This window comes from Ruegeria sp. CE6 (assembly GCF_056537485.1).
In genome coordinates this window covers 752,633-773,507 of sequence record NZ_JBQFRR010000002.1, presented here as the reverse complement: position 1 = coordinate 773,507, position 20,875 = coordinate 752,633, and the positions used below count along the sequence as shown (strand labels likewise).

The following is a 20,875-nucleotide window of genomic DNA, read 5'->3' as shown; positions in this document are numbered from 1 at the left end:
ACGAACGAGTAACGAAAGCAACTCTAGTTAGATTTGGTTAACTAAGAATCCGACGGCTAAAACTGTCAGTTTGTTTTGTCGACGAGGGCGAAGAAATATGGAAAACAGCGTGGCATTCACTGTTCCGGCATGGGTTCCCGAAGGGGCGCAACGATATCTGGACCATACGGAGTCAGGGCGATCTATTCGGGATATTGCGCGGTCCGCAGGGTGCCATGCCTCGACCATTCTGCGTCAGATCCGCAGGGTTGAGATGCGCAGGGACGATCCTTTGGTGGATGCAGCTCTGCATTCTCTGGCCCAATCACACTTTGCGCCAATGGAGCGCACAGGTTCTTCTTTTGCATTCGTGACGTCTGAGGCAGGACGGCCCGAAGCCCAAGACGACGAATTCGAGCGCGAGTCGCTGCGTGTACTGAGGCGCATGTGTGAATCCGGTGCCGTGCTTGCCGTGGCCGAGGATATGGACAAGGCTGTTGTGGTTCGGGACAACGGCAAAGGAGGAACTACCAAAACAGCAGTTGTAGATTGCCGGATCGCGCAGGCTCTGGCGCTGAATGATTGGATTTCATGCGATAGTCCGGGTCGGATTTCGCGCTACCGGATTTCAACCTCGGGCAGGGCTGCACTAAGTCATTTGATTGCCGAGGCCGAAAACCGGGCGCGTACGCAGAATGAATTTGGCATGGCGGAAGCGCAGGCCGCATTCAAACCCGCAACTGCGGGTGCAAGGGCGCCATCGCAGCCCCGCGTTCGTTACAGCACTGTGGAAAGCCCGCTGATCGCTTTGGCGCGCCGCCGCGACCGGGATGGCAAGCCGTTTCTGGATGAAACTCTGGTGAGCGCGGGCGAGCGCTTGCGTGAGGATTTCGAACTGGCGCAGATCGGACCTCAGGTCACACAAAATTGGGATCGCTTTCTGACAGGCGGTGGACGCGGTGACTTTGCCTCGGACAGCCAGGTGGGGCGAGGACCTTCTGGTGCCAGGGATCGTGTGGCCCGCGCGCTGTCTGACCTTGGGCCGGGTTTGAGCGACGTCGCGCTGCGCTGTTGTTGTTATCTAGAAGGGCTTGAGCTGGCTGAAAAGCGGATGGGCTGGTCTGCGCGATCAGGCAAGATCGTGCTGCGGATCGCGTTGCAAAGGCTGAAGCGCCACTACGAGGACCAGACCGAGCGGGATCGGATGATCGGCTGAACGATTCATGCAGCCATATACCGGCCTTGCGGAAATAACCCCAAATGATAGTCAGGGGTTATGAATTTCACCTTCCGCCAGCTGCAATATTTCCAGGCCGTCGCCGAACAGCGTAACTTTGGCCGTGCCGCGCAGGTCTGCCATGTGTCGCAGCCTGCGCTTTCAGTTCAAATCAAGTCACTGGAAGACTCGATCGGTGGGCCGTTGTTCGAACGGCAGGCCCGCGACATCCTGTTGACACCACTTGGTCGAGACGTTTTGTACTATGCCCAACATGTCCTGAACGCGGCCGAACGGTTGGACCGGTTTGCACGCGACCATTCGGGTGGCCATAGGTCCCTGTCGATCGGGATTATTCCTACGGTTGCGCCATATTTGCTACCGGGGGTACTGGCCGGGTTGCGGGCTGCGGATGTCTCGTTGCGGGTTCAGATTCGCGAGGCCCGGACCGAGCGGCTGCTATCCATGTTGGGCTTGGGCGAAATAGATGCCGCCGTACTGGCGCTGCCCCTGGGAAATGGAACTTTCCACGAAGAGCCACTGTTCGAAGATCGGTTCTTGCTGGCAGGAAGTCAGACTCGCTTGAATCGATTGACCATCAGCCCGGAAGAGTTGCGGCCTGTGGACTTGAAGACAGCGCAATTGATGCTGTTGGAAGACGGGCACTGCCTGACAGATCAGGCGCTAGAAGTTTGCGGTCAGGATCGTACCAGCGGCCAAATTAATATGGGTGCGTCCTCACTTGCCACGTTGTCGCGTTTGGTCGCCGAAGGGTTTGGCCTGACGTTGATGCCTGAACTTGCGGCGCAGGCCGAGACGGATGCAGTCCCTGGTCTGCGATTGTTGCGATTTGGTGCGCCGCAACCGGCGAGGACCATTGGCCTGGTGCGTCGCAGCTCGACCGGAGCGGAGGAGTGGTTCGATCGATTGGCGCAAGTAATCCGGCAGGTCGGTGAAGACGTGGTAGCTAAAACTCGAACCAAACGAAAAAGGCCCGCCGAAATGACGGGCCTTTCAAAGTAGGGCATGACAGGATTATGCCAGCGCCGGTTCGCGGGCTTCGTCCAGATGCTTCATTAGGTTTTCTGGGGACGACACGCCGTAAGGGTCTTCGGGGCAGTTATCCATCAGGCCGGGCTCTTCGAACCATGCCTCCACAACGCCATCGTTGACGATGGCTGCGTAACGCCACGAGCGCATGCCAAAGCCCAGATTGTCCTTGTCGACCAGCATACCCATTTTACGCGTGAACTCACCGGACCCATCAGGAATGACCTTGACGTTTTCCAGACCCTGATCGGCGGCCCATTTGTTCATGACAAAGCTGTCGTTGACGGACATGCAGTAGATTGCATCGATGCCCTTGGCCGCAAAATCGCCGTGGCCTTTTTCGAAACCAGGCAATTGATAGGTCGAGCATGTCGGGGTGAATGCGCCGGGCAGCGAGAACAGGATAACACGCTTGCCTGCAAAATAATCCGCAGTTGTCTTGTCTTCCCAACGGAACGGGTTGGGGCCTTCGACGGCCTCATCGCGGACACGGGTGTGGAAGGTTACGTCAGGCAGTTTTGCACCGGTTTTCATCATCAAACTCCTGTGATTCACATATGTTTGCCGCGAGAGTTAAAATGATTCTAACTCGGCTTCAATGATATATATGCTGCAACAGCATAATATCTTTGATGGCGTTAAAGCATTATAAGTAATGCGTAAAATGATGTGTATGGTCACTTTCGCTGCACGCGCGTAGACGTGCCGCATAGCGGCTATGCGCCGCTGGTGTAACCAAATGAGTCGGTCTATGTTATGAACAAAGAAAACCGACCCAAAGTCAGGAAAGCCAGCCGTGCGTGATCTGAAAATACCCGAGCAAAGACACCCCGAAAAGGCACATCGACCTGACAATGCGGCTCCGCGCAAACCGAATTGGATTCGTGTCAAAGCGCCGGGTGGCAAGGGCTATGCCGAGACGCACAAGATCATGCGTGACAATAATCTGGTCACCGTCTGCGAAGAAGCCGGATGCCCGAATGTAGGTGAGTGCTGGAGCCAGGGTCACGCGACCATGATGATCATGGGCGAGATTTGCACGCGCGGTTGTACATTCTGCAACATCGCGACCGGTAAGCCGGATACTCTGGATGCATTTGAACCGGGTCGCGTGGCGCATGCGGTGCAGAAGCTGGGCTTGAACCATGTGGTCATCACATCCGTGGACCGGGATGACCTGCTCGATGGAGGCGCCGATCACTTTGCACAGACCATCCGTGCGGTGCGACACCGCTCGCCCAAGACTACGATCGAGATTCTGACGCCGGATTTCCTGAAATGCGATCCCTCGGTGCTTGAGATTGTTGTCGAGGCCAAGCCAGATGTGTTCAATCACAATCTTGAAACGGTGCCGGGCCTTTATCCTCAGGTGCGTCCCGGTGCGCGATATTTCCACTCATTGCGCTTGCTGCAGCGGGTCAAAGAGATGGACCCGTCCATTTTCACCAAATCCGGCATAATGGTCGGACTGGGCGAGGACGAGCAGCAAGTTCGTCAGGTCATGGATGACATGCGCGCGGCGGATATCGATTTTCTGACTATCGGCCAGTATCTGCAGCCAACACCCAAGCATCATGGCATTGACCGCTTTGTTACACCCGAAGAGTTTGCGGCCTATGAAAAAGCTGCATTCGGCAAAGGTTTCCTTATGGTCTCGGCAACTCCTTTGACCCGGTCGTCTTACCATGCGGGCGATGATTTCGCCCGTTTGCGCGAAGCTCGACAAAAGAAGTTGAACCAGAGGTGAAACCCGAACTTCAATCCTGGCTTACCGAAAAGCGCCATGAACTGCATCAAGTGCCTGAGATATCGGGCGAGGAACGTGGAACCGCGACGAGTATCTCGAACTTGCTTCAGGCGTGTGATCCCGATGCGGTTCTGACAGGTATCGGTGGCCACGGTGTCGCGGCGGTTTATGATAGCGGACAGCCCGGACCAACCATCGGAATCCGATGTGAATTGGACGGTTTGCCGATTCAGGAAATCTCAAGTGCACGATACACGTCGCAACATCCCGGAAAGGGGCATCTTTGCGGGCATGATGGCCACATGGCGATGGTGCTTGGTGTTGCCTTTGTATTGGGGGACAAGCGTCCGACCAAGGGGCGGGTGGTTCTGATTTTTCAACCCGCCGAAGAAACCGGTCAAGGTGCGATTGCCTATCGTGCTGATCCCAAGTTTGCGGATATCGCTCCGGACTATGTGTTTTCTTTGCACAATTTGCCGGGTTTGGAATTGGGCGGGGTTGAGCTTTGCTCGGGTCCGGCGAATTGCGCCTCGCGTGGGATGCGAATTGTTTTGACGGGCAAAACCTCTCACGCGGCGGCTCCTCAGGATGGAGTGTCGCCAGCCGGTGCGTTGGCAGAGCTTATGCCTGCTTTGGCCATTCTGGGGCAGGGTGGGGCGCTGGATGCAGAATATGCGCTGACAACGGTAACCCATGCTAGGCTGGGTGAGGCCACTTTTGGTATCGCACCCGGTCAGGCCGAACTGTGGGTGACCCTGCGCACGGTCTCGGACAGCCGGATGGCAAGCCTGATCCGCGACGCAGAACAGCTGGTGACTACACGTGCTCAGGCACAAGGATTAGGTGTTGAAATCACCTATGACGATGTGTTTGAGGCTTGCACAAATTCGGGTGAAGCCGTGCAGATCCTGTCAGAGGCCTGCCAAAGCCGCGACATTCCTTGTAAGCTGGTTGCAACCCCACAAAGGTTTTCGGAAGATTTTGGGCAGTTCGGAAAAGGCGCAAAAAACGCCATGTTCTGGCTAGGCGCGGGGCGGGATCATCCGCAGCTACACAACCCCGACTATGATTTCCCGGATGCTTTGATCCCGATCGGGACAGATATTTTTCTGGCTGCTATCGAACAAACGCTCAAGGCCTGAGTTTTCTGGGCTGGCTTTCTGCCCATTCGGGCCACCAACCCATATATTCAATTCCGGCAATCATCAGGCAGATAAGGATCGCGCCAAACACCAGTTTCACGCGCCGTTCCGAGGGCGGGTTTCGCCCCCATTTTGACATGCGAACAAAGTGGCGCAGACTCATCAGTCCTGATCTTCGACAAATCGAACCTTGCCGATAAACGGCAGGTTGCGATTGCGCTGCGCATAGTCGATGCCATAACCCACGACAAACTCATCAGGGATTTCAAACCCGATCCAGTCCGAACGGAAATCAACCTCGCGCCGGCTGGGTTTGTCCAGAAGGGCGATGGATTTCAACCGGTGCGGCTTGCGGGTACGGAGCAGCTTGGAGACGTGATTCAGGGTATGGCCGGTATCCACGATATCCTCGACCACCAAAACATCGCGCCCTTCAATGGCGCCGCGTAAGTCCTTGAGAATACGAACTTCTCGACTGCTTTCCATCGAGTCTCCGTAGGATGATGCCTCAAGAAAATCGACCTCGATGGGCAGGTCCAGCTCACGCACCAGATCAGCGATAAAGACGAAGCTGCCGCGCAGCAGGCCGACAACGACCAGCTTGTCGGTGCCGCCGAATTCAGCCGTTATTTCGCGGCAAAGCTCTTCGATCCGGGCAGCAATTGCCTTGGCCGAGATCATCTCATCTATCACATATGCGCGCTGGCTCATCGCTGCCCCCTTGATCTTTGGCGCGCAACATACGAAATCACGCGCCATTGTCACCAGTTAATCCCGGATATCATGCCAACCCATTCCGAGACCCGCCCGCTGCCTTACACCGCTCAGCAGATGTATGATCTGGTCGCGGATGTGGCGAAATACCCCGAGTTCCTGCCATGGTGCGCTGCGGCCCGCATCCGTCGGACCTATCAAGCCGGAGATGGCAAGGTGATGGAGGCGGATCTGGTGATTTCATTCAAGGTATTCCGAGAACGCTTTGGCAGTCGGGTCACGCTATTTGATGAGCTGAAACGGATCGATACCGAGTATCTGGACGGTCCGTTCAAATACATGCGCTCGGATTGGGAATTCGAGGATACAGTTGATGGCTGCAACGTCTCGTTCCACGTTGATTTCGAATTCAAGAACGCGGTTCTGCAAGGAATCATTGGCGTGGTTTTCAACGAAGCCATGCACCGTATCGTCCGAGCATTCGAACAACGTGCTGCCGTCCTGTACGGCTGAGGCTTTACGCCCGAGCGGCGCGCGCTAGACTGCGCCACATGACCGATTTGACAACTGCCCTTGCCGAGTTTGCTGCTGGTTCTGTGTCGACCACGGCGCAGGCTCGTATCGTGACATCTCTATCCGCGTTGGACTGGCTTGCTGTGGGGCGGGCAGGCGCAGATGAGCCGGTTTCCCGCATCATACGTCAGATGGTTCTTTCCGAGAGCGGTGCCGCACAGGCGCGTTTGTTCGGAGGCGGTGATGCGCCGCTACGCGCAGCTGCGCTGGTGAATGGTACCATTTCTCATGCGCTTGATTATGACGACACGCATTTCGCTCATATCGGTCATCCATCGGTTGCTGTTTTTCCTGCAGCCCTTGCTCTTACTGCGTGGGAAGACCGACCTCTGGTCGATCTGCTTGAGGCAGCGCTAGTGGGAATGGAGTTATCGATCCGCATCGGTTTGTGGCTTGGTCGTGGTCATTATCAGGCTGGTTTTCACCAAACAGCCACGGCTGGTGCGTTTGGGGCTGCGGTGGCTGCGGGTCGGATTATGGCATTTGACGTAAAGCAGATGCGTGACCTGCTGGGGCTAACCGCGACCCGGGCCTCAGGGCAGAAATCACAGTTCGGGACTATGGGTAAACCCTATAACGCTGGACTTGCGGCCTCGAACGGGGTTGAGGCCGCCCAGTTGATCCGCAACGGTTTTCAACCCGGTGCTGACGCATTGGAAGGCCCGTTTGGGTTTGGGGCGACACATTTGGGGGCTGACGATTTAGCTGCTGCGCTTGATGGTTTGGGGGACGAGTGGCTGTTCGAAAGCATCAGCCACAAATTCCACGCTTGCTGCCATGGCCTGCACGCGGCGCTTGAGGCTGCGCGCGATCTCGACATCGCCGAGCCCGAGGTGGCCGAGATCAAGATCAAAACCCACCCCCGCTGGATGAGTGTGTGCAATCAACTGCAGCCGACCAGTGGGTTAGGAGCGAAGTTTTCCTATCGTACCGTGATTGCTATGCAGGCAATGGGCTACGATACAGCTCTGCCAGGGAGCTATTCCGACAAGATTTGTGCTGATCCAAGACTGCAATCCTTAAGGGATCGGATCACGGTCGAGGCGGATGAGAGTCTATCCGAGACACAAGCCCATCTGTCCCTGTTACGCCGGGACGGCGCGCGCCGCGAGGCCAGCCATGATCTGCTGGCTCCGATGTCTCTATCGGATCGCGAAGATCGCGTCAGGGAGAAAGCGGCGAAGCTGATCGGAGGGGATGAGGCAGACGCCATCTGGTCAATGCTACGCACCGGTGGGCGCGCAGCGGATTTGGCTGAAAGGCTAACTGATTAAGCGACGCGCCAATGCAGTGGAAAGCCCGGATCGAATACGGTCACGGGGCCGTCGCCGCTTTCGATTTTGGCCGGATAGACGACCTCATCGCCTTTGGTCAGCGTGATGGTCTCTTCGTTTACTGGCAGGCGATAGAAGGCCGGGCCGCTGAGTGACGTGAACGCCTCTAGCTTGTCCAACGCATCCGCTCGTTCGAACATTTCGGCCAGCAGTGACATCGTATTGGTTGCAGTGAAACAGCCAGCGCAGCCACAGGCCATTTCCTTATTTGCATCGGTGTGCGGCGCGCTGTCTGTGCCCAAGAAGAAACGCGTATCGCCTGATGTCGCGGCGGTCAGCAGCGCCAGCCGATGCTCTTCGCGCTTGGCGACCGGCAAGCAGTAGTAATGCGGCTTGATGCCGCCCACCAGAATGTGGTTGCGGTTGATGATCAGATGATGCGTTGTAATCGTCGCACCCAGATCTTTCTCGTTCGCCTTGACGTAATCCACGCCGTTTGACGTCGTGATGTGCTCCATCACCACGCGCAGTCCGGGTGTTGCTTTGCGAATCGGATCAAGAACGCGGTCGATGAACACCGCCTCGCGATCGAAGATATCGATCTCGGCACCCGTGACTTCGCCGTGCACACATAGCGGCAGACCGATCTCGGCCATCTTCTCCAGCACCGGGCGTACCTTGTCGAAATCGCGAACGCCAGAAGACGAGTTGGTTGTTGCCCCAGCCGGGTAAAGCTTTACCGCCTTGACCAAACCGCTTGCATGTGCGGCGGCCACATCCGCCGGGTCTGTGTCTTCTGTCAGGTAGAGCGTCATCAGCGGCTCAAACGTCATGTCCTCAGGCAGAGCAGCAAGGATGCGGTCCCGATAAGCTGCTGCGTCGTCACCTTTGACAACGGGCGGAACCAGATTCGGCATGATGATGGCACGGGCAAAATGGCGCGCGGTTTCAGGCAAGACGGCTTGCAGCATCGCGCCATCGCGCAGATGCAAATGCCAGTCATCGGGGCGGCGGATCGTCAGGGATTGGGTCATGGCCCCCGGCTAACACAGCCGCTTGGGTGGTGAAAGACCCTCTTGCCCTTGCCGATGAGACAGATCGCCGTAAGTCACTGACGGATGGTGGTCTTGACCTCTGGTTGTGGTCATGACCTGTTGGGGCGCAGGAAAAAGGGGAACTCATGACACAGCCAAACTCCATCGATGCCGTGCAAGAGCTTCTGGGCTCTGAGGGTTATGTCTGTGGCCGGGCTTTGGCGACGGTTGTGTTTCTTTCGCTGAAACTTGGTCGGCCTCTGTTTCTGGAAGGTGAGGCGGGCGTCGGCAAAACCGAAATTGCCAAGGCGCTGGCCGCAGGACTAGGCCGCCGCTTGATCCGGTTGCAGTGTTACGAAGGCCTTGATGCCTCTTCCGCTGTGTATGAGTGGAATTTCCCCGCCCAGATGGTGGCGATCCGAACCGCAGAAGCGTCGGGTGGGGCGGACCGAGGCGCGTTGCAGACCGAGCTGTTCTCGGATGATTATCTGATCGAACGCCCCTTGCTGCAGGCCATGCGTCCGGATGCCAATGGGGCACCTGTATTGCTAATTGACGAATTGGACCGGACAGACGAACCCTTTGAGGCTTTCTTGCTGGAGGCACTCAGTGACTTTCAGGTCACGATCCCCGAGCTTGGTACTGTCAAAGCTCCAGAACCGCCCATTGTGATCGTTACCTCGAACCGCACGCGCGAAGTACACGACGCACTGAAACGCCGCTGCCTATATCATTGGGTTGATTACCCTGACTTTGCGCGCGAGATCGAAATCCTGCACGCACGGGCTCCCGAAGCGGCAGAAGCGCTGAGCCGTGAGGTGGTCGCCTTTGTTCAGCGCTTGCGCACTGAAGATTTGTTCAAGAAACCGGGGGTGGCCGAGACCATCGATTGGGCTAAGTGTCTGCTGGCGCTGGACGTTATCAACCTCAGTCCCGAAGTAATCGGTGATACGTTGGGTGCCATCCTGAAATACCAGGACGACATCCAAAAGTTGCAGGGGTCCGAGGCCAAACGCATTCTGGATCAGGCGAAAGCCGATCTCGAACCAGCCTGATGCTTCATATGCTCGAAAATACTTTGGGGGTTTGATGGCCGAACAACTCCCACTCGATATACCGGACAACCCCAAACTGGCCCAGAACATCACCCATTTTGCGCGCGCTTTGCGCAAGGCCGGACTGCCGATAGGAACTGGGCGCGTGATTGACGCGATCCGCGCGGTGCAGGCTGCGGGGTTCACCGAGAAAAGAGATTTCTACTGGACGCTGCATGCCTGTTTCGTGAACCGGCCGGAACATCGAACGGTTTTTGCGCAAGTCTTCCGCCTCTATTGGCGCGATCCGCGGTATCTAGAACATATGATGTCCATGATGCTGCCCGCCATTCGCGGTGTTCAGGAGGAGCGCAAAGCGGATGCGGCTGAAAAGCGCGCGGCTGAGGCGTTATTGGATGGCGTCGAACGCGACTTGCCAGAATCAACCGAGCAACAAGAGGAAAGCGAGATCGAGATCGACGCAACCCAAACCGCGTCATCTGAAGAACGCTTGCGCAACCTCGATTTCGAACAGATGAGTACATCCGAGATCGCCCAGGCCAAACGCATGCTGTCGCGCCTGAACTTACCGGTCAAACCCATCGAGTCTCGCCGAGGTCAGGCCAGTCACCTCGGTCACCGCATTGATCGCGCTCGGACACTTAGGTCAGCGATGCGGCAGGGTGGCGAACTACGCGATATCGCGCACTTGCAACCCAAACCTCGGTGGCCGAATTTGGTGGCGTTGTGCGATATATCCGGGTCGATGAGCCAATACAGTCGGATCATTCTGCACTTTCTACACGCGGTTTCGAATGCCAAAGGCGCAGGTTGGGCCAAAGTGCACGCATTCACGTTTGGCACACGCCTGACCAACATCACCCGCCATCTGCATCAACGTGATGTCGATGCAGCGCTGGCCGCTGCTGGGGCCGAGGCACGGGACTGGGAAGGCGGAACCCGGATCGGAGAATGCCTGCATCAGTTCAATCGCGACTGGTCGCGGCGCGTCATGGGGCAGGGGGCGGTCGTGTTGTTGATCACCGACGGGTTAGAGCGGGGCGATCCCGAGATGCTGGAAAAGGAAATCGAGCGTCTGCACCTGTCGTCGCGGCGTCTGATTTGGCTGAACCCATTGCTGCGCTGGGACGGGTTCGCACCGAAAGCTCAGGGTGTGGCGACAATGCTTCCACATGTCGACAGCTTCCGCGCCGGGCATTCGATTGCGTCGCTGGAAGATCTGGCCGCCGTGATTTCACAGCCAGATGATCAGGGGCAGAAAGCGCGGCTGATGTCCGCGCTTTCCGACTAGCTGTTACGAAAGCTGCTCTTCATTGCACTTCCGTGCCATCTCCATGGCTTTGTAAGTGCCGGTCAGATCGACGGTGAAGGCGAACTCTTTTTCCGGGAACACGACCATTACCTTCTTCTTGGCAAGGTCATCCGCGAACTGAGGGTCGTCCGACAGGACATATCCGCCCGAATAACCCTTGGTGATGTTCCCCTTCATGCCGGTGGCCTCACCAACATAGATATTGTCTCCGATCAGGATGGCGACGGCCTCTTTCTCGCCTTTCTTGATGTTGGTCTCGGCTTTGGTGAAGACGCCCACATAGCCAACGCCGCGATCTTCGGTCAGGCCCATCTGTACGACATTTTCAGCGTCATCAACCGCTTCGATAAGGCAGGATTTCTTGTCCTGATCGATGAAAACCTTCCAGCCTTCGACCTCACCGTATTTCAGAAATGTGTCAGCCCAGCCGGTGCTGGCAGTCAACAGGCCGATCGCTGCTCCGAGTGTAAGAATGCGTTTCAACTGTTTGTCTCCGCTATGAAATATGTTGGGACGATCCCGAATAGGCCCCGGAATCGCATGCAGGCTAGAATGACGCCTTCCAACATTCAACAATTTGTGAATGTGAGTTCAAAATCGGCTTGTTAGCGCCACAAGATCGACCCGCTGAGCGCTTTTCATTGCTCCAAAGCTGACTATGTTGAACCCAAGCAAGGCCGGAGGTCTAAATGGAACGATTCGATAGCAGCCCGGAAACCGCACTAAAATGGTATCGCGCCGGGAAGGGCGCGGCTTTGGCCACTGTGGTTGAGACCTGGGGCAGCGCGCCGCGCCGTGTAGGCGCGCAGTTGGTCATTGCGGGCGATGGTCGGATCGAAGGCTCGGTTTCTGGTGGTTGCGTCGAAGGTGCCGTGATCGTCGAAGCGCTGGAAGCCATAGATGAAGGCGAGGCAAGGCTGCTAGAGTTCGGTGTAAGCGACGAGGATGCGTTTGCCGTCGGTCTGGCTTGCGGCGGTACGATCAGGGTTTTGGTTGAACCGGTCGGCAAGGTCCTGCCCGAACCAATGCTGGCCGAACTGGTCGCGGCACGGGCGCGGCGCGAACCCTTGGCCTATGAAGTCAATGTCGAGACGGGCCAGCGCGCGTTGCGCCGAAATGCCTATTCCGAACGCTTGCGTATGGACAGGTCCGGGTTCGAAGAGGATGGGCAGACCTTTGTCGCTGTCCACAACCCACCGTTACGGTTGATAGTGGTGGGAGCGGTGCACATCGCCCAAGCTCTGGTGCCGATGGCCCGGATCGCGGGTTATGACCCGGCGATTATAGATCCGCGCGAGGCCTTCGCATCGGACGCACGTTTTCCCGGAGAAACCATCCTTACGGATTGGCCGGATGAGGCTGTATCAAAGCTGGGTCTCGACTCGCGCACGGCGCTTGTGTTGCTGACCCACGACCCCAAACTTGATGACCCCGCGCTTCAGGCCGGTTTGGCGGCCGATGTGTTCTACATCGGCGCACTCGGATCTAAGCGCACACATGCCAAACGCGTGGAGCGGATGAAGCAGGCCGGGTTCAACGATGACCAGATTTCACTGATTCACGGACCTGTTGGGCTTGATATCGGGGCGGCTGGACCGTCTGAGATAGCCGTTGCGATCCTTGCGCAGATGACGGCGGTCCTGCGAGGCAGAGCGTGAAGTTTGGTCCTGTACCCGTTTCCGACGCCAACGGCGCGATATTGGCCCATTCCGTCAAAGCGGGAAACCGCAAGCTTAGGAAAGGTATAACGCTTGCGTCCGAGCACATAGCCGAGTTGCACCAAGCCGGTCTGACCGAGGTCACAGTCGCCAGACTGGAGCAAGGTGATTGCCATGAGGACGAAGCCGCAGCGCTGCTGGCAGAAGCGCTTGCACCAAGTCCCACACAGGCAAATCTGCGTGTCACCGAAGCCTTTACAGGCCGGGTCAACCTTTTAGCAAATGGACCAGGCGTCGCGGTGCTGGATACCGATGCCTTGCAAAAGTTCAATCAGGTCAACCCGATGATCACGGTTGCCACGGTGCCGCAATATCAGCAGATGGCGGCTGGCGGCATGGTCGCGACGATCAAGGTGATTTCTTATGCCGTACCTCGATCCGACGTTGAGAGTGCGGCCCGTCATGCGCAGGACGCTATTCGGTTATCGGTGCCCAAATACGAAAACGCGGGTCTCATCGTTACCGACATTGCTGGCGGGCCATCTAATGAAAAAGGTATCGCTGCTATTCGTAGCCGGGTTGAGGCTTTGGGTATGAATCTGTCAGATGTTCAGGTGGTGCCGCATCGGATGGGCGACTTAACAGCATCGATTTCGGCCATTCGGGGTGAGATCGTCATGATCCTGACCGGATCGGCCACGTCGGATAAAGATGATGTGGCGCCTGCTTCTGTGCGGGCAGCGGGGGGTATCGTCGACCGGTTTGGAATGCCGGTCGATCCGGGGAACCTGTTGTTTTTGGGATCTTCCGGCGGGCGCCCCATTATCGGTTTGCCCGGATGCGCGCGCTCACCAGCATTGAACGGGGCGGATTGGGTCTTGTCCCGCGTTGCTTGCGGAATCGAAACGACGGGCGCGGACATCGCAGGGATGGGTGTCGGTGGGCTGCTAAAAGAAATCCCGACGCGGCCACAGCCCCGCGCTGCCAAGAGTAAATGACGCAACGGCAATTTTGCCCTGTTTGGTGGACGCATCATTGTTAGAAGGCTGATCAGCGAAACTGCGGAAAAATCAGGCAAATATTTTTGTTCTCAAACGAAATTTACCGTGTTTAACTCTGGCTTAGCAAATAAGCCAAAAAAAGGGGAGGATCTTATGACCAAGGTCTCAATGACCGTGAACGGCGTTGCCGTCAGCGGTGATGTTGAAGGGCGGACTCTATTATCCGGATTTCTACGCGACCACCTGAATTTGACAGGCACACATATTGGCTGCGACACGGCTCAATGTGGCGCGTGCGTGGTGCACGTGAATGGTGAGGCGGTCAAATCCTGCAACATGCTGGCGCTGGAAGCAGACGGCGCGGATGTGGGCACGATCGAGGGGCAGGCGGCCGAAGATGGCACGCTGAACGTGATCCAACAGGCCTTTCAGGATCATCACGGGCTGCAATGTGGTTTTTGCACTCCGGGCATGGTGATGAGCGCTGCAGCATTGCTCAAGGATAACCCGCGCCCGACCGAAGGCGAAATTCGCAAGTACCTTGAGGGTAACCTATGCCGGTGCACAGGCTACCACAACATCGTCAAGGCAATCATGGCCGCATCGGGTCAAGACGTTTCCAGCATCGCCGCCGAGTGAGGCGGTTAAGAATTTTCGACGAAAATTCTTTTCCACGGAGGAGAACAAGCAATGCCCAAAGACAGTGGCATCGGAGCCAGTTCCAAGCGGCGCGAGGACGTACGCTTTCTGACCGGAGCAGGCAATTACACCGACGACATCAACGTACATGGCCAGGCCTATGTGCATTTCCTACGGTCCGACATCGCGCATGGCCGGATCACCAACATTGACACATCTGCCGCCGAGGGTTTGCCGGGGGTTGTGAAGGTGTTCACCGGCAAGGACTTTGAAGGCGTGGGCGGAATGCCCTGCGGCTGGGAAGTAACCGACCGTCATGGCGCCCCGATGCAAGAACCACCGCATCCCATTCTGGCGCAAGGCAAGGTCCGACATGTAGGCGATCCCATCGCGGCCGTTGTCGCGGACAGCCTTGAACTCGCCCGAGATGCGGCGGAAGCGATTGAAGTGGATATCGAAGAGCTCCCTGCCGTGCTGGATATGAAAGCCGCAGCGCAGGATGGCGCGACGCTTATCCATGAGGATTTGAAGAACAACATCTGCTATGACTGGCATCTAGGCGAAGAAGACAATGACAAGGTCAATGAGGTTTTTGCCAACGCGGCCCATGTCACCACTCTGGACCTGATCAATAACCGTCTGGTTGCGAATCCGATGGAGCCGCGCGTTGCGGTGGCCGAATACAGCCGGGGTACGGATGAGTACACGCTCTACACCACTTCGCAGAACCCGCATGTGATCCGCTTGCTGATGTGCGCATTTGTTCTGGGCTTGCCTGAACACAAAGTGCGTGTTGTAGCGCCTGATGTTGGTGGTGGATTTGGCACGAAGATTTTCCACTACGCGGAAGAGGCGTTCTGTACATTCGCTGCCAAGGCCTGCAACCGTCCGGTCAAATGGACCGCCAGCCGGTCCGAGGCGTTTATGTCGGATGCGCAGGGCCGCGACCACGTCAGCACGATTGAGCTCGCTTTGGACGCGGACAATAACTTCACAGGCCTTCGCACCAACACCTACGCCAATCTGGGCGCGTATCTGTCGACCTTCTCAAGCTCGGTTCCGACTTGGCTGCATGGCACTCTGATGGCGGGCAACTACAAGACGCCGGTCATTCAGGTGAATGTGAAGGCAATGTTCACCAACACAGTGCCGGTGGACGCTTATCGCGGTGCGGGTCGGCCAGAGGCGACCTATCAGCTGGAGCGCGTCATCGACAAGGCGGCGCGTGAACTGGGTGTCGATCCGATCGCCCTGCGTCGCCAGAATTTCATCACCCAGTTCCCGTATGACACACCGGTGGCGCTGACCTACGACACCGGGGATTACAACGGAACGATGGATAAGCTTGAAGCTGCTGCTGATTTGGCTGGCTTTGCCGCGCGACGGGCGGAAAGCGAGGCCAATGGCAAGCTGCGTGGCCTAGGCGTCAATTGCTATATCGAGGCCTGCGGCATCGCGCCCTCGAACATCGTCGGCATGCTGGGGGCCCGGGCGGGTCTTTATGATGCAGCTACGGTTCGGGTAAACGCCACCGGTTCTATCAGTGTCATGGTTGGTGCACATAGCCACGGGCAGGGGCATGAGACCGCTTTCCCGCAGGTTGTGGCCGACATGATCGGCATCGATGAGTCGATGGTCGAGATTGTGCATGGCGACACCTCGAAGATCCCGTTCGGCATGGGCACTTATGGCTCACGCTCGCTGGCGGTCTGTGGTTCGGCCATGGTTAAGGCGACCGAAAAGGTGATCGACAAGGCCAAGAAGATCGCGGCCCACCTGCTCGAGGCGTCCGAGGCCGATATCGAGCTGAAGGACGGTCAGTTCAGCGTCGCGGGCACTGACAAGTCGGTGGCCTGGGGTGATGTGACTCTGACAGCCTATGTACCGCACAACTTCCCATTGGAGGTTGAGCCGGGGCTGGAGGAGACCGCATTTTATGACCCGGCCAACTTCACCTTCCCGGCGGGGGCATATGCCTGCGAGGTTGAGGTGGATCCCGAGACTGGACAGGTGACCATCGAAGCCTTCACCGCTGCGGATGACTTTGGCAACATCGTTAACCCGATGATTGTGGATGGTCAGGTACATGGCGGTATCGGTCAGGGTATCGGTCAGGCGTTGTTGGAAAACTGCGCCTATGACGAGAATGGCCAGTTGCTGAGCGCATCCTTCATGGACTACGCGATGCCGCGTGCTGATGATCTGCCGTTCTACGCGGTCGACCATTCCAGCCAGACGCCATGCACCCACAACCCGCTGGGTGTGAAAGGCTGTGGCGAGGCTGGTGCGATTGGCTCGCCACCTGCCGTCGTCAACGCGGTTCTGGATGCGCTGAATTCGGGTGGTAAGGCTGTTGATCACATTGACATGCCGATGAGCCCGTCGCGTGTTTGGACAGCAATGCATGGTTGAGAGGTTCGGGTGCGAGGGGCCAGCCCCTCGCGCTCCCCGAGATATTTATAGCCAGATGAAGGGCGGATCCGCGCTTTTCGGAAAGGAAGAACGAAATGTACAATTTCGAGTTTGAGAAACCCTCGACCATCGCTGACGCGGTTACTGCGTTGGGAGTTGAGGATGCACAGGCATTGGGGGGTGGGCAAACCCTGATCCCCACAATGAAGCAGCGGTTGGCCGCGCCATCCAAGCTGGTTTCGGTCAACGGAATCGCTGAAATGAAAGGGGTCTGCGTCGAGGATGATGGCTCGGTAGCGATAGGCGGTGCAACAACCCACGCAAATGTGGCCGCTGAAGCTGCTGGTAACTATCCGGCGCTGGCAGCGCTGGCCGGCCAGATTGGTGATCCTGCGGTGCGTAATCGTGGCACTATTGGCGGTTCGATTGCCAACAATGATCCAGCGGCCTGTTATCCGGCGGGAGTGCTGGGTTCAGGCGCGACCATTGTCACCAATAATCGCCAGATAGCGGCGGATGACTTCTTTCAGGGCATGTTTACGACAGCTCTGGAAGAGGGCGAGATTATCACTTCGGTGCGTTTCCCTGTGCCTCAGGCGGCGAGTTATCAGAAGTTTTTGCAGCCCGCGTCTCGGTTTGCGTTGGTCGGGGTTTATCTCGCTCGGTTCGCCAATGGCGTTCGGGTTGCAGTAACCGGCGCAAGCGAGGACGGAGTTTTCCGCTGGGCAGAGGCTGAGGAGGCCCTGAACAAAGAGTTCCGCGCGGACGCTTTGATGGGGCTGCACATCAATCCGATGAACATGATTGGTGATCTGCACGGGAGCAAAACGTATCGGGCGCATCTGGTCACTGTTATGACGAAACGGGCTGTCGAAGCTTGCAGCTGATCTGATTGTTAATCAGCTTTGAGAGCCTCGGTGAAAGCCGGGGCTCTTTATTCTTTCCGAACTCTTGGGGGCTTGGCGGGGCGCCAGTAGGCGCCGGTGTCTTCTCGTGCCGTCTGATAGCGTTCCACGCGGTCACGCGCGGCTGATCCCCCGGCGGCAAAGAGATGACCCAGCAGGCATTCAAGCACTGCCATCGCTCCGGAGAAGCTGGAAAAGTGATGTTGCGCGCGGGTACTTACAGGCAGCACGATGTCAGGGTTAACACCAGGGGCGATGACGTCGCTATCCGACAATAGCACGATGCGCATGCCGCGTTTACGCGCAAAACGCATGGATTGTATGGTGTCAGAGGAATAGGGGTGAACGGTAATAGCGAAAAGGCAGTCCGCTTCATCGGCCTCGAGCAAATCATCGATGGCTGATCCCATATGTCGCGGGATAAGCTGAAATCCTGGGTGTGCCATCCGACCCGCATAGTGGAGATAGTAGGCCAAAGCATAGCTGGCCCGGGTCGCGGTTAGGAAACAGCGATTAGCTGCAATCATGTACTCTGTGACCTGTTGCATCAAATCAGGATCGGCCAGTCGCAAGGAGCGGGCTACGACGTTCAGTTCGTTTTGCGCAAACCCAGCTTGCGCGGCGCTGAATTGGCCCCCCGATTTCATGCGATCCAGCCAGCCCTGACCCAGCCGATCTTCTCGGTCTGTGACAAGGGTTTGGCGAAAGGGTCGTCTGAACGACTCAAAACTGTCGAATCCCATGCGTTGTGCCAACCGCACCAAAACGTTTGAACTGACACCGATCTTTTCGGCGGTAAGCCGAACCGGGTCGAGCCCGAAATCGCCAGGGTGGTCGATGATGTATTTCGCTGCGGCTTGCATTTGCTGAGGCAGGGTGTCGATTTCGTGCCGAAGCTGCTCGGTGAGTTGGGATGAGGTGTGTTGCATTTGGTAAGAAAAAACAAATGTTATGAAGATTGCAAATTGAAAACGTGAGCGAGGTGTCTAATTCGGGATCGTAAAAAACAGGTGACGGAATGTCTGGGACTGGTTTGAGGATGACGAGAAGGCCATATGTGTTGGTGGCTCCGAACGGGGCGCGACGAGGGCATGGAGATCATCCTGCCCTGCCGATCAAGACTGATGAAATCGTCAAGGTCGCGAAAACGTGCCATAGGGCAGGTGCGCAAGGTCTGCATCTGCATATTCGCGATCAGTCAGGTAACCATTCACTAGATGCGGGTTTGTATCGCGAAACCATTGCTGAACTGCGTGCTGCGGCCCCTGACATGGACATCCAGATTACGACAGAAGCTGCTGGCGTTTTCGGCGTTCAAGCACAACTTGCTTGTTTGCAAAATGTGCGCCCGGACTGGGCTTCGATTTCGGTGCGCGAGATTGCACGGTCGCCCGAACTTGCGCCAAAGGTCTACGCTCTGTGCGCGGAACAAGGGACTCGTGTTCAGCATATCCTCTATGATGTCGCTGACGTTGAGTTACTGACCCATTGGCAGGCTGAAGGGGTGGTAAAATCGGATCAGGTCGACCGTCTGCTTGTCCTTGGTCGCTATGCCACGGCGCAGGAATCGAGTCCGAATGATCTGGATGTGTTTCCGCACAGCGCTGATCCATGGATGGTCTGTGCCTTTGGAGGGCAGGAGCATGCGTGCCTGCAAAAGGCCGCGCAGCTGGGTGGCGATGTGCGCGTTGGTTTTGAGAACAGCCTTGCCGGTCCGGATGGCCAGGCTTGGGCAGACAATGCCGCATCCGTCGCGGCGCTGATTGATCTTCTGAAAAGGACGTCGACATGAGTCACGTATTTCCACGCCATACAAAGTCGGAACTGCCTGAGGCCGCTGGTGGTGACGGCTGTTATCTCATCGACTCAACCGGCCGTCGCTATCTGGATTGTGGTGATGCTGCCGTTTCATGCCTCGGCCATTCCAACGCCGCTGTGGTCAAAGCGGTGCAGGATCAGGTGGCGCAGATTGCGTTTGCGCATACGGGCTTTATGACCTCGGCACCGGCCGAGGCACTGGCCGATCTGCTGATTAAACACGCCCCCGGCGAACTGGACCGGGTCTATTTTGTCTCGGGCGGGTCAGAGGCGACCGAGGCTGCTATCAAACTGGCGCGGCAGTATTATCTGGAAACCGGTCAGCCAGAACGCCGCCATGTGATCGCGCGTCGGCAAAGCTATCACGGCAACACTTTGGGGGCACTTTCGGCGGGTGGCAATGAATGGCGGCGGGCGCAGTTTGCACCGATGCTGATCGAGATGACTCATATCGCTCCTTGCTATGAGTACGCCGAAAAGCCTGAGGATGAGAGCAGTTTTGAATATGGTCAGCGCGTTGCGAATGAGCTGGAGGCAGAAATCCTGCGCCTTGGGCCTGAAACGGTCATGGCTTTCATGGCAGAGCCGGTGGTTGGTGCGACGCTTGGGGCTGTTCCGGCAGTCGAGGGGTACTACAAGCGAATCCGTGAAATTTGCGATCAACACGGCGTTCTTCTGATCCTCGACGAAGTAATGTGCGGCATGGGTCGTACCGGGCATTTGTTTGCCTGTGATCATGACGATGTCGCGCCGGATATTCTTTGTATCGCCAAAGGGTTGGGTGCAGGGTATCAGCCTATCGGAGCGATGCTGTGTTCGGGTCGAATCTATGATGCGATCCGGGATGGATCGGGTTTCTTCCAGCATGGCCACACCTATATCGGTCATCCGGTTGCGACTGCGGCTGCGCTTGCCGTTATACAGGAACTTACCTCTCGTGATCTGCCGGCGCGGGCAGGTGTAATGGGGGATAAGCTGCAGAGCATGCTGGAAAACAAGTTCGGTCAGCACCCGAATGTCGGGGATATTCGCGGTCTCGGCTTGTTCCGAGGGATTGAGCTGGTCGAGGATCGAGATATGAAAACCCCGTTTGATCCGTCGCGTGGCGTGGCGGGCAAAATCAAGAAGGCCGCCATGGCCGAGGGATTGATCTGTTACCCGATGTCAGGCACGCGTGACGGACGCAACGGAGATCATATCCTCCTAGCACCGCCCTTTGTCATCGAAGATGACCAACTGGTCGAGCTTGTAGACAAGCTGGATCGGGCGATATCCTCGGTGATCTGATTTAGGCGAGAAGCCAGAAAACAAAGAAGCCCCTCCGATTTCGGAGGGGCTTTTGTCAT

The 20,875-nt window shown here is 57.0% G+C and carries 21 protein-coding genes; 15 read left to right on the top strand and 6 right to left on the bottom strand.

Translation table 11 applies throughout. The features are described 5' to 3' along the window. The first annotated feature begins 97 nt into the window (after window positions 1–97). Together ACR0DK_RS12345 and ACR0DK_RS12340 are read left to right on the top strand one after the other, a co-directional pair. Window positions 98–1,195, top strand: a complete 1,098-nt coding sequence (locus ACR0DK_RS12345; RefSeq protein WP_480736361.1) for a DUF6456 domain-containing protein — start codon at window positions 98–100, stop codon at window positions 1,193–1,195. A gap of 60 nt (window positions 1,196–1,255) precedes the next feature. After that, window positions 1,256–2,218: a hydrogen peroxide-inducible genes activator gene (locus ACR0DK_RS12340; RefSeq protein WP_480736359.1), complete on the top strand. Its 963-nt coding sequence runs from the start codon at window positions 1,256–1,258 to the stop codon at window positions 2,216–2,218. A gap of 12 nt (window positions 2,219–2,230) precedes the next feature. On the opposite strand, the gene ACR0DK_RS12335 is transcribed toward ACR0DK_RS12340, so the two are convergent. Beyond that, on the bottom strand, window positions 2,231–2,779 hold the full coding sequence (locus tag ACR0DK_RS12335; RefSeq protein ID WP_170393246.1) for a peroxiredoxin: 549 nt from the start codon (window positions 2,777–2,779) through the stop codon (window positions 2,231–2,233). A gap of 262 nt (window positions 2,780–3,041) precedes the next feature. Here ACR0DK_RS12335 and lipA point away from each other — a divergent pair, with 262 nt between their 5' ends. Then, window positions 3,042–3,992, top strand: coding sequence for a lipoyl synthase (gene lipA / locus ACR0DK_RS12330; protein ID WP_170405410.1), 951 nt, complete (start codon window positions 3,042–3,044; stop codon window positions 3,990–3,992). After that, the gene (locus tag ACR0DK_RS12325) at window positions 3,989–5,134 is read left to right on the top strand and encodes an amidohydrolase (protein WP_480736356.1); all 1,146 of its coding nucleotides are present in this window, start codon (window positions 3,989–3,991) and stop codon (window positions 5,132–5,134) included. Before lipA ends, ACR0DK_RS12325 begins: the two co-directional genes overlap by 4 nt. Here ACR0DK_RS12325 and ACR0DK_RS12320 read toward each other — a convergent pair. Further along, window positions 5,124–5,297, bottom strand: a complete 174-nt coding sequence (locus ACR0DK_RS12320; protein ID WP_170421327.1) for a hypothetical protein — start codon at window positions 5,295–5,297, stop codon at window positions 5,124–5,126. The two genes, ACR0DK_RS12325 and ACR0DK_RS12320, sit on opposite strands and share 11 nt — an antisense overlap. Next, window positions 5,297–5,845, bottom strand: coding sequence for a hypoxanthine phosphoribosyltransferase (gene hpt, locus ACR0DK_RS12315; RefSeq protein ID WP_010439696.1), 549 nt, complete (start codon window positions 5,843–5,845; stop codon window positions 5,297–5,299). Before hpt ends, ACR0DK_RS12320 begins: the two co-directional genes overlap by 1 nt. A gap of 72 nt (window positions 5,846–5,917) precedes the next feature. On the opposite strand from hpt, the gene ACR0DK_RS12310 reads away from it, so the two are divergent. Then, window positions 5,918–6,361, top strand: coding sequence for a type II toxin-antitoxin system RatA family toxin (locus tag ACR0DK_RS12310; protein ID WP_170801000.1), 444 nt, complete (start codon window positions 5,918–5,920; stop codon window positions 6,359–6,361). Between the two features lie 38 nt (window positions 6,362–6,399). Next, the gene (locus ACR0DK_RS12305; protein ID WP_170421331.1) at window positions 6,400–7,695 is read left to right on the top strand and encodes an MmgE/PrpD family protein; all 1,296 of its coding nucleotides are present in this window, start codon (window positions 6,400–6,402) and stop codon (window positions 7,693–7,695) included. Here the strand turns inward: ACR0DK_RS12305 and pyrC are convergent. Continuing rightward, the gene (gene pyrC, locus ACR0DK_RS12300; RefSeq protein WP_480736354.1) at window positions 7,692–8,729 is read right to left on the bottom strand and encodes a dihydroorotase; all 1,038 of its coding nucleotides are present in this window, start codon (window positions 8,727–8,729) and stop codon (window positions 7,692–7,694) included. The genes ACR0DK_RS12305 and pyrC overlap by 4 nt on opposite strands. 146 nt (window positions 8,730–8,875) lie before the next feature. On the opposite strand from pyrC, the gene ACR0DK_RS12295 reads away from it, so the two are divergent. Then, window positions 8,876–9,784, top strand: coding sequence for an AAA family ATPase (locus ACR0DK_RS12295; RefSeq protein WP_170421335.1), 909 nt, complete (start codon window positions 8,876–8,878; stop codon window positions 9,782–9,784). A 34-nt stretch (window positions 9,785–9,818) separates the two neighbouring features. Further along, entirely contained in the window at window positions 9,819–11,075 is a 1,257-nt protein-coding gene (locus ACR0DK_RS12290) for a vWA domain-containing protein (RefSeq protein WP_480736352.1), read from the top strand. A gap of 3 nt (window positions 11,076–11,078) precedes the next feature. On the opposite strand, the gene ACR0DK_RS12285 is transcribed toward ACR0DK_RS12290, so the two are convergent. Beyond that, window positions 11,079–11,579 carry a hypothetical protein gene (locus ACR0DK_RS12285; protein ID WP_170393237.1) on the bottom strand — a complete coding sequence of 167 codons (501 nt, stop codon included), beginning with the start codon at window positions 11,577–11,579 and terminating at the stop codon, window positions 11,079–11,081. A gap of 206 nt (window positions 11,580–11,785) precedes the next feature. On the opposite strand from ACR0DK_RS12285, the gene ACR0DK_RS12280 reads away from it, so the two are divergent. The 5 genes from ACR0DK_RS12280 to ACR0DK_RS12260 all read left to right on the top strand — a co-directional run bounded on the left by ACR0DK_RS12280 (window position 11,786) and on the right by ACR0DK_RS12260 (window position 17,693). After that, window positions 11,786–12,754, top strand: coding sequence for an XdhC family protein (locus ACR0DK_RS12280; protein ID WP_170393236.1), 969 nt, complete (start codon window positions 11,786–11,788; stop codon window positions 12,752–12,754). Next, the gene (locus ACR0DK_RS12275) at window positions 12,751–13,752 is read left to right on the top strand and encodes a molybdopterin-binding protein (protein WP_223118117.1); all 1,002 of its coding nucleotides are present in this window, start codon (window positions 12,751–12,753) and stop codon (window positions 13,750–13,752) included. The genes ACR0DK_RS12280 and ACR0DK_RS12275 overlap by 4 nt, the downstream gene beginning before the upstream one ends. Window positions 13,753–13,908: 156 nt before the next feature. Continuing rightward, window positions 13,909–14,394, top strand: a complete 486-nt coding sequence (locus ACR0DK_RS12270; protein ID WP_170393234.1) for a (2Fe-2S)-binding protein — start codon at window positions 13,909–13,911, stop codon at window positions 14,392–14,394. Between the two features lie 51 nt (window positions 14,395–14,445). Further along, window positions 14,446–16,806, top strand: a complete 2,361-nt coding sequence (locus tag ACR0DK_RS12265; protein ID WP_170510202.1) for a xanthine dehydrogenase family protein molybdopterin-binding subunit — start codon at window positions 14,446–14,448, stop codon at window positions 16,804–16,806. Between the two features lie 95 nt (window positions 16,807–16,901). Next, window positions 16,902–17,693, top strand: coding sequence for an FAD binding domain-containing protein (locus ACR0DK_RS12260; protein WP_170510198.1), 792 nt, complete (start codon window positions 16,902–16,904; stop codon window positions 17,691–17,693). Between the two features lie 47 nt (window positions 17,694–17,740). Here ACR0DK_RS12260 and ACR0DK_RS12255 read toward each other — a convergent pair whose 3' ends face one another. Continuing rightward, a complete protein-coding gene (locus ACR0DK_RS12255; RefSeq protein WP_480736348.1) occupies window positions 17,741–18,640 on the bottom strand; it encodes a MurR/RpiR family transcriptional regulator in 900 nt (299 codons plus the stop codon). Between the two features lie 110 nt (window positions 18,641–18,750). On the opposite strand from ACR0DK_RS12255, the gene ACR0DK_RS12250 reads away from it, so the two are divergent. Further along, window positions 18,751–19,503 (top strand): beta-keto acid cleavage family enzyme, encoded by a 753-nt coding sequence (locus ACR0DK_RS12250; RefSeq protein ID WP_480736346.1) that lies wholly within the window; start codon window positions 18,751–18,753, stop codon window positions 19,501–19,503. Beyond that, the gene (locus ACR0DK_RS12245; protein ID WP_480736343.1) at window positions 19,500–20,816 is read left to right on the top strand and encodes an aspartate aminotransferase family protein; all 1,317 of its coding nucleotides are present in this window, start codon (window positions 19,500–19,502) and stop codon (window positions 20,814–20,816) included. Before ACR0DK_RS12250 ends, ACR0DK_RS12245 begins: the two co-directional genes overlap by 4 nt. The last annotated feature ends 59 nt before the right edge of the window (window positions 20,817–20,875 follow it).